Genomic DNA, 3,010 nt, shown 5'->3' with positions numbered 1-3,010 from the left:
GCCGCCGCCGCATCAGCCTGCCGACGACAGCGGCAAGATCGGCGGCGACCTGCTCGGCGGTCGGATCGCCCGAACGCCCGGACTCCTCGGACATGGACTCACCGTAGAATGTGGACAGGTAACCTTGCAAGTTTCTCTGTCCAACCAGTTTTCCGTCCGTCCCGGAGGCCGCCTTGCTCCGCGGACAGCGCGGCGCCTAGGGTGAATGCGCTTTCATGGACGGAACACCACAGACAAGAAGCGGACGGTCGGTCGGGTGAGTGCCCCCACGGTGTACGACGTCGCCGAGCGGTCCGGCGTCTCCATTGCGACGGTGTCACGGGTCTACCGGAACCCGGATTCGGTCCGCGCCCAGACCCGCGACCGGGTGCTCGCGGCGGCCCGTACGCTCGGCTACGTACCCAGCGGAAACGCGCGCGGTCTGGCCAGCAGGACCACCGGAGTGCTCGGGCTCTGCTTCCCGGACTACGCGGATCCGGACGCCGAGACCGATGCCGAGGCGGACGACACGTACGACGACTCCGCCGTGATGCTCTACTCCGACCAGATCATCCGGGGAATGGAGCGGGCCGCGCGGCGGCACGGGTACGCGCTGCTGATCGCCGCGTCCCTGAAGGGCGGGCCCGAGTCGCTGGTGGCGAAGGTCGCGGGCCGGGTCGACGGTTTCGCCGTACTGGCACGGACCGTTCCCACCGAGGACCTGGAGGTGATCTCACGGCGGCTGCCCGTGGTGATGCTGGCCGGGCCGCGCGAGATCGACCATCTCGACCATATCGAGGTGGCCAACTCCGACGGCGAACGGGAACTGGCCCGCCATCTCATCCGCGACCACGGGCTGCGCGAACTGGTCTTCATCGGCGGCGAGAAGGAGTCGCCGGACGCCGAGGCACGGTTCCGGGGCTTCCGGGAGGCGTGCGCGGAAGCGGGACTGCCGGTTCCGGACGAACCGGAACTGCGCGCCGTGATGATGACACAGGCCGAGGGCCGGCGGGCGGCCGAGACGCTGCTGGAGCGCGGCGGCCCGCACGGCCGCCGACCGCAGGCGATGCTCTTCGCCAACGACCAGATGGCGATCGGCGCCCTGCACGCCCTGGAGCGGCGCGGTGTGCGGGTGCCCGAGGACATCGCGGTGACGGGCTTCGACGGGATTCCGCTGAGCCGGATGGTGCGGCCGGCGCTGACGACCGTACGGCAGCCGATCCGGCGGCTGGGCGAGGAGGCCGTGGAGCTGCTCGTACAGCGGCTCGGCAACCGGGACCGCGAGCCGGTCTCACTGATGCTGCCGGTCTCGGTGGCCCGCCGAGCGAGCTGCGGCTGCTGACGGCCCCGTACCCGCACTCAGCCCGGGCACGCCCATTGCCTCACGGGACACGCCTTCTTCCCGGCGCTGATCTCGCAGCCGTTCGCCGACGGACTGTCCGTGGCGTCCGAACATGCCGCGAGCCATCCCGGCGAACTGCCCAGCACCATCTGAGCGCCCACAGTGGCCGCACCGGACACCGCACTCCCAGATGTCACACATGTTGCACGAGTGTGACCAAAGGACCTCTTGCGGATTCCGGAAAGGCGGCGGCACAGTGATGTATGCGCTTACAGGCAGCGCATACATCGGGGAGCTCAAGGAGGAGCCGTCCATGCACCGCACCGCCAGAACAGCCTCTGCCGCCACCGCGCTCGCGCTGGCCTTCGGAATCACCGCGTGCGGCAGCTCCGGCGGTGAGGGAGTCGCCGCCGACAAGAAGCAGACGCTCACCGTCTGGGCCATGGGTGCCGAGGGAGAGAAGCTCGCGGAAGTGGCCTCGGTGTACGAGAAGGCCAACCCGCACATCACCGTCAAGGTCACTCCGGTCGGCTGGGACGTCGCCCACCAGAAGCTGATCTCGGCCGCCGCCGCCGGCAATCTGCCCGATGTGGCCCAGATGGGCGGCAGTTATATGGGCGAGTTCGCCGAACTCGGCGTGCTGGAACCGGTGGACACCACGGTCTTCAAGAAGGACACCTTCTTCCCGGCCGCCTGGCAGCAGGGCGAGATCGGCGGCGAGGTGTACGGCGTCCCGTGGTACGTCGACACCCGCGTCCTCTACTACCGCACCGATCTGGCGAAGAAGGCCGGCGTCGAGAAGCCGCCCGCCACCTGGCCGGAGCTACGGCAGCTCGCCACCGCCTACCAGGACAAGGCCGGTACCAAGTGGGGCATCTCCATCCAGCCCAGCGGCCTGGACACCGTACAGAGCTGGTACCCCTTCCTCTACTCGGCCGGCGGCGAGATCGTCACCGACGACGGCAAGACGGTCGTCAACAGCCCGGCCTCCGTCCGCGCCCTGGCGGAGTACGGCTCGTACTTCGACAAGGGCCTGGCCAAGAAGAGCGTCGTGCCCGGCTATGACGTACTGAAGGACTTCAACACCGGTGACGCGCCGATGTTCTTCTCCGGTCCCTGGATCATGACCTTGATCGATGACGGCTATCCCGATCTCAAGGACAAGTGGGGCGTCGCGAAGGTCCCGGCCGACCAGGGCTCCGTCTCCATGGCGGGCGGCTCCAGCCTCGTCGTTTCCAAGGACAGCGAACACAAGGCCGCGGCCCAGGAGTTCATCACCTATCTCACCGGCACCGAGGGCCAGCGGGACTGGTTCACGCGCTCCAGCGATCTGCCCGCCAACACCAGCGCATGGGACTCCGGCAGGCTCGCCGACGATCCGGCGCTCCAGGTCTTCCGTGAGCAGATGGAGTCCTCCAGGATCACGCCGGTCCAGCCGAGGTGGAGCGAGATCAGCTCCAAGGTCGATGACGCCATCGCCTCGGTGACTCAGGGCAAGTCCTCGCCGCAGGAGGCCGCCGAGAAGGCGCAGTCCGAGATCGAGGGGCTCGTGGAGCAAGCGCGATGAGCCCCTCGACCGAGCCTGCCGCCCATGGGGCCCATGAGGCCCGAGCGGTCCCGGTGAAGTCCGGGCCTAGGGTCTTTCGTTTGGATCTGGCCGGATCAGGGAGCGGGGTCTGGTGCCGTGGA

At 68.6% G+C, this 3,010-nt stretch carries 2 protein-coding genes; both read left to right on the top strand.

Annotated features, from left to right (window positions below):
• The first annotated feature begins 256 nt into the window (after window positions 1–256).
• Entirely contained in the window at window positions 257–1,321 is a 1,065-nt protein-coding gene (locus GA0115259_RS27630; RefSeq protein ID WP_256098169.1) for a LacI family DNA-binding transcriptional regulator, read from the top strand.
• Window positions 1,322–1,634: 313 nt separating this feature from the next.
• Window positions 1,635–2,888, top strand: a complete 1,254-nt coding sequence (locus tag GA0115259_RS27625; RefSeq protein WP_093602084.1) for a sugar ABC transporter substrate-binding protein — start codon at window positions 1,635–1,637, stop codon at window positions 2,886–2,888.
• The last annotated feature ends 122 nt before the right edge of the window (window positions 2,889–3,010 follow it).

It is taken from the genome of Streptomyces sp. MnatMP-M17 (genome assembly GCF_900091995.1).
In the GTDB taxonomy this organism is placed as follows: domain Bacteria; phylum Actinomycetota; class Actinomycetes; order Streptomycetales; family Streptomycetaceae; genus Streptomyces.
This window is presented reverse-complemented; position numbering and strand designations above follow the sequence as displayed.